The organism is Plectonema cf. radiosum LEGE 06105 (assembly GCF_015207665.1).
Taxonomy (GTDB): Bacteria; Cyanobacteriota; Cyanobacteriia; order Cyanobacteriales; family Nostocaceae; genus Rivularia; species Rivularia radiosa_A.
On sequence record NZ_JADEWL010000241.1, the window covers coordinates 1 to 5,384 of the forward strand.

The 5,384-nt window shown below is 36.1% G+C and carries 4 protein-coding genes; 1 reads left to right on the forward strand and 3 read right to left on the reverse strand.

Annotation, left to right across the window (positions count from 1 at the left end; all coding sequences use genetic code 11):
• Nucleotides 1-12 precede the first annotated feature (12 nt).
• From IQ247_RS31185 to folB, 3 genes are all read right to left on the reverse strand, one after another.
• Entirely contained in the window at nt 13-1,323 is a 1,311-nt protein-coding gene (locus tag IQ247_RS31185) for an ABC transporter substrate-binding protein (RefSeq protein ID WP_193925997.1), read from the reverse strand.
• A gap of 348 nt (nt 1,324-1,671) precedes the next feature.
• On the reverse strand, nt 1,672-2,622 hold the full coding sequence (locus IQ247_RS31190; protein WP_193926001.1) for a diguanylate cyclase domain-containing protein: 951 nt from the start codon (nt 2,620-2,622) through the stop codon (nt 1,672-1,674).
• 1,221 nt (nt 2,623-3,843) lie between these two features.
• The gene (folB, locus tag IQ247_RS31195; protein WP_193926003.1) at nt 3,844-4,203 is read right to left on the reverse strand and encodes a dihydroneopterin aldolase; all 360 of its coding nucleotides are present in this window, start codon (nt 4,201-4,203) and stop codon (nt 3,844-3,846) included.
• A gap of 63 nt (nt 4,204-4,266) precedes the next feature.
• On the opposite strand from folB, the gene menD reads away from it, so the two are divergent.
• On the forward strand, nt 4,267-5,384 hold a 1,118-nt coding region (gene menD / locus IQ247_RS31200), incomplete at its 3' end, for a 2-succinyl-5-enolpyruvyl-6-hydroxy-3-cyclohexene-1-carboxylic-acid synthase (protein ID WP_193926005.1).

Below are 5,384 nucleotides of genomic sequence, written 5' to 3' on the forward strand. Positions count from 1 at the left end.
CTCCCCATCTTCCTACCTCCCCAACAACTGACGAGTCTCGGAGGCTGCATTTTTCATTGCTGCTTCGGGAGTCATTCTGGAAGTTAATGCAGCAGAAAGATAGCGTTGCAAAATGTCGGATGTTTGGGCATATTGAGCAATAGGTGGACGTAATACTGCTTGATCTACAATTTTTAATAATTCGGGGTAATGGGGATATTTAGCAACAATTTGCGGATCAATAAATAACGAACGACGACTTGGTACAAAACCAGCTTCTAAAACAAATTTTCGCTGTGCTTCTTCTGAAGTAAAATAACTAATTGCTTTCCAAGCTGCTTCGGGATGTTTTGTAGATTTAGATATTCCTAAAGCCCAACCTCCCAAACAAGCACCACTATTTCCAGTTTTGGTATGTACCATTGGTTTGATAGCAATTTTACCGTCAACAGCCGAAGATTCCGCGTTTGCGAGAGGCCAAACGTAGGGCCAATTTCTTAAAAAAGCTGAATTCCCATTTTGAAAAATCCGTCTAGTTTCTTCTTCTTGATATGTAGTTACTCCAGGAGGAGAAATTCCAATTTGAATCGTATTTTTCAAAAATTCAATTGCTGCTAATGTTTCTGATTGATCTAATCCCACTTCTAAAGTTTCAGGATTTACCCAATAACCGCCAAAACCTTCGAGGATTTCGACAAACATCGCAGCCAAGCCTTCGTATTGCTTACCTTGCCAAATATAACCCCAATCAACCTTATTTTTTTCTTGTAAAGATTGGGATATTTTGACTAAATCATCAAAGCTTTCTGGAGGATTAAATCCCGCTTCTTTAAGTAAATCTTCTCGGTAATAAAGCATTCCCACATCACTCCGCATGGGAATTGCATATAGTTTACCTTTGTAACGCCGCCCTTCTACATCAAGGCGTGAAAATGCGGCTAATTCCTGTTGAGTAATTTTATCTGTCAAATCCAACAACCAACCAGCAGCAGCAAATTTTGGTGTCCAAATGACATCCATATTTACTAAATCATAAGGAGAATCACCCAAAATAAAAGCAGAAGTATACAAATCTTCTAGTAAATTTGTAGCATTGGGACCTTCAACAATATTAATGCGAATACCGGGGTTTTTCGCTTCAAAATCTTTAATTATTCCCTGTCTCCAAGGTTGAGCATCAGGGGCTGTCATCAGCAAATTTAATACTACCGGCTGCTGCGTTTGGGCTGGCTGTATTGACAATATTGCAATACCAAACACAACAGCAATAAATATCGCTGCAACTCGAAATTTAAGTTTCTGGAATATTTTTCTGAATTTGTTTACCACTTGTAAATTCAACATTGATTGTTAGTCAAATAACACTACTAACGACACCACATTTCATCTCATTAATCATTTTTGTGATGGCTATGTTGCTTAATATTTCTTTGTATTTCTTAAGTTATTTAAACCTGATTTGCAATTTTAAGTATGGACATTATAGCTTTTTTTAGCAAAATCGCTAAAGCGCGATAGCTTCGCTTACACTACGCGATCGCAAACAAAATTATCAAGACTTAAATATCAAAAGTCTGTATTTTAACTTTCAATAGTAAGAAGTCACCATTCGGTTTACAACCGTTGGCAAGACTTGTGTCTAGTGATAAAAATAAAAGGTTAAAAGTATCTTAACCTTTAACCTTTAATTCACTATTCTCGCTCAAACACCACATACTGAGCCTTTCCTTGCTCTTTAGCTTGGTACATGGCACTATCTGCATCATCTAACAAATCTGCTGGTTGTTGATGACTAACGCTGCTCAAAGCAATGCCAATACTAGCCGTGACTAATATCTTATGCTCGTTAATATCAAATGGCGTTTCTAAATTGTTTTGAATGCGTAGAGCTACATTAGTTGCATCCGTAACATCTTTGATATCTTCCAAAAGGATGGCAAATTCATCACCCCCAAATCTCGCTACAGTATCACCACCCCGCAAGCTAGACTTCAATAGTTGACTTATATCTACCAACAATTTATCACCCATACCATGTCCAAATTTATCGTTGATTCCCTTGAAACCATCTAAATCTAGGAACAAAACGCTAAATCGATAATTTTTCCTTCGCTTACTATGTTCAAAAGCCTGTGCTAATCTATCCCTAAACAAAATTCGATTAGGTAAACCCGTTATCGAATCATAAAAAGCATTCCGTATCAATTCCGCTTCGGTTTGTTTGCGTTGACTAATATCTTGAAATACTAATACCGCACCTAATATTTTTCCATCTTCATCACGCAAGGGTGCTACAGTATCTCCAATCGATGTTTCACTTCCGTCTTTTGCAATTAGTTTACAGTTTTCCGGTAAATTCAAAACTTCACCTGTTCTTATTGCTCGTGCAGCTAAATTATCAATTACTTCCCCTGTATCTGTATCTTTTAGTTGGAAAACTTCTAATAAGTTTTTACCAATAGCTTCTTTTCTTTGCCATCCAGTTAATGCTTCTGCAACCGGATTAATAATTTCAATACAAGAATTGATATCCGTGACAATTACTCCACACCCCATACTGTCAATGATTATACTTAAATCTTGCTTTTCTTGTTGCAATCCTTCACGTATTTGGTGTTTGTAGATAGCCATTTCTATAGCCATAGTAAGTCTCTTTTAATAAACTGTTTGAATACGGAATTAAATATCTGAGGTGCTGTTTTTATACCTTCATAATTATCTGTAAAATTAAATACGAAAACTGAATAATAATTTTGAATATTTTCTGCTCAGTGCTTACTATATGTTTTTACTATCAGGCAGATACTAATCAGTCATAAACATGGAATCATTTCTACAATTGTTGCGATTTCCTGAAGAACCGCAATTCCTAGAACGGTATATCACCAATGAAGGTAAACTCTTTTTAACATCAAAGGTTTTTTTCTTCATTCTCGTCAACTAAGATTTTTGAGATGTTTATTATATCCCTTCAGCGAACAATTTTATATTCAATTACGTTAGCGAAGCTATGCCCTTCCCGAAACGTCTCCAATAGGAGAACAAAAGGCTTATCGCTCATTTTAGCCAAATTTAAATATCCATAGCTCTATGATAATAAATATCGAAAGTTACATTGTTCCTGGTTTACAATTATATTTATCAAAATTATCTTAAATCTCAGGTTAATGCCGTTATCACTATGTTTCACGTCTATTTAATTGTTTAACAGATTTAATATCAAGTCATTATAGCTAAACATTAATCGACGTTAAATTCTTCGGTATAAAAGATATCTTAAAAGCAAATATTGTGATTATTTTGAGCAAAAATGCCCCTCATTACGGTTATTACTTAAAACTAGCAAAAAATATTACTGTTGAGATAGTCCTAAACCATATAATGAGCCATAAAAAGATGTTGATAAGCTTTAACCATATCCGAAGTTTATCGTCGAATCATCTATAAAATAATCCTCCAACCTACTGATATTAAATACAACTACATCATAAAGTTGAGTCACAATATACAACCTTACTAATACGGATTATTGATACCGTTTTTGTATGAATATGCACCAGGCTTTGCTTCTATAGCCCCAGGATGACCATCTGAGGGTAAATTTCTCAAAATCAAGTCCATATAAATATTCAAACTCCAAATAAAAAGAGTTTTAAATATTGTTAGCTTACAGCGAAGAAAAATTCCCCCTTTTCTAAGAATAAACAAGATAAGGGTGATTTGAAAATATGCTATTAGACATAAGTTCAAAAATATTCAATCAAGCAGTAGACTTTTTTGGTTGATTCAGGTAAAAGGCTTAAAAATTAAGTAACGTAAATTGAAGGATAAACTACTTAATGCATTGATAATCACTGTACGCACTTATTTACTTCTAATTAATTCAATCGTAATTTTGCCACCAAAATCTGGAATTGGTGCAGCAGGTTTACTCAAAATTACTTGGACTTGCTTTACTAAATCGTCAGAATGCAAAATAGCATCTGCAATACTACCAGCAAGACGCTCGACTAAAGAAAACTTTGATGTTTTAACCAAATCTTTTACTAAACTAATAACGCTGCGGTAATCGATAGTATCTTCAATCGCATCACTTTGAGCGGATATACTTAAATCTAACCATAACTTCACATCCACTTCAAACCATTGTCCTAACACCTGTTCTTCTGGTAAATACCCGGTGTAACCGTAAGCCCGAATTCCCGTTAAGTAAATGCAGTCCATAAAATGAGATAGTTGACAGTTGACAGTGGACAGTTGACCTTTCACCTTTAACCTAATTATTCCATGCCGATTGGATTTAGAAATATTAACGAACTTTGGGCTTCTATATTTACCGAAACCCTTAAACAAATGGGTTTAAATTGTGCGGTGATTTGTCCGGGTTCTCGTTCAACTCCTCTGATAGTTGCTTTTGCGGTAGCGGAGGGTATAGAAGTAATTCCGATTCTTGATGAACGTTCTGCGGCTTTCTTCGCTTTGGGTAGAGCGAAAGCCACCGGATTACCTGTTGCTGTTGTCTGCACTTCGGGAACCGCAGGAGCTAATTTTTATTCCGCAGTTGTGGAAGCAAATCTTAGTCGCGTACCTTTATTATTATTAACTGCCGATAGACCCCAGGAATTGCGTAATTGCCATTCTGGACAAACTATAGACCAATTAAAACTTTTTGGTAATTATCCCAACTGGCAAGCTGAATTAGCAATACCTTCCACAAAGATGGAAATGTTAGCTTATTTGCGCCAAACGGCGATATACGCATACGAACAAACCCTTTACCCCGTTTCTGGAGCAGTACATTTAAATATACCGTTTCGCGACCCTCTCGCACCAATTAGAGACGAGAATGATTTAAATGTAACCTCTTTACATTCATTACAGTCAGACTTTAACTCAGAAGAATTTTTTGCAGTAGTAACAAATAAATTTAAATCAACCATAACTCATTCTCAAATACCCATTCCCGATAAATGGCTGGAAACCAAACGAGGAATTATCATTGCTGGAGTAGCTCAACCGCAACAACCGCAAAAATATTGTAGTGCGATCGCGCAACTCGCCCGAAATTTGAAATTTCCAGTTTTAGCAGAGGGATTATCACCAGTGAGAAATTATGCTTCACTCAATCCCTACATGATTTCTACCTACGATTCAATATTAAGAAATCAACATTTTGCAACCGAGTTAACCCCAGAAGTAGTGATTCAAATCGGCGAAATGCCTACTAGTAAAATATTACGTCAATGGTTGAGTGAGAATAATCCTTTACGCTGGATAATTGAACCTTCTAACCACAATCTTGATGCTTTACATGGAAGAGTAGTTCATTTACGGATGAATGTTGAGGAGATAGAGAGATGGTGGGACAAGGGGATGGGGGGACAAGGAGATGGGCAAAATAAATA

Coding starts and splice junctions, on each gene's coding strand:
- IQ247_RS31190 (WP_193926001.1), bottom strand. CDS start 2,622: ATGGCTATAGAAATGGCTATCTACAAACACCAAATACGTGAAGGATTG.
- folB (WP_193926003.1), bottom strand. CDS start 4,203: ATGGACTGCATTTACTTAACGGGAATTCGGGCTTACGGTTACACCGGG.
- IQ247_RS31185 (WP_193925997.1), bottom strand. CDS start 1,323: ATGTTGAATTTACAAGTGGTAAACAAATTCAGAAAAATATTCCAGAAA.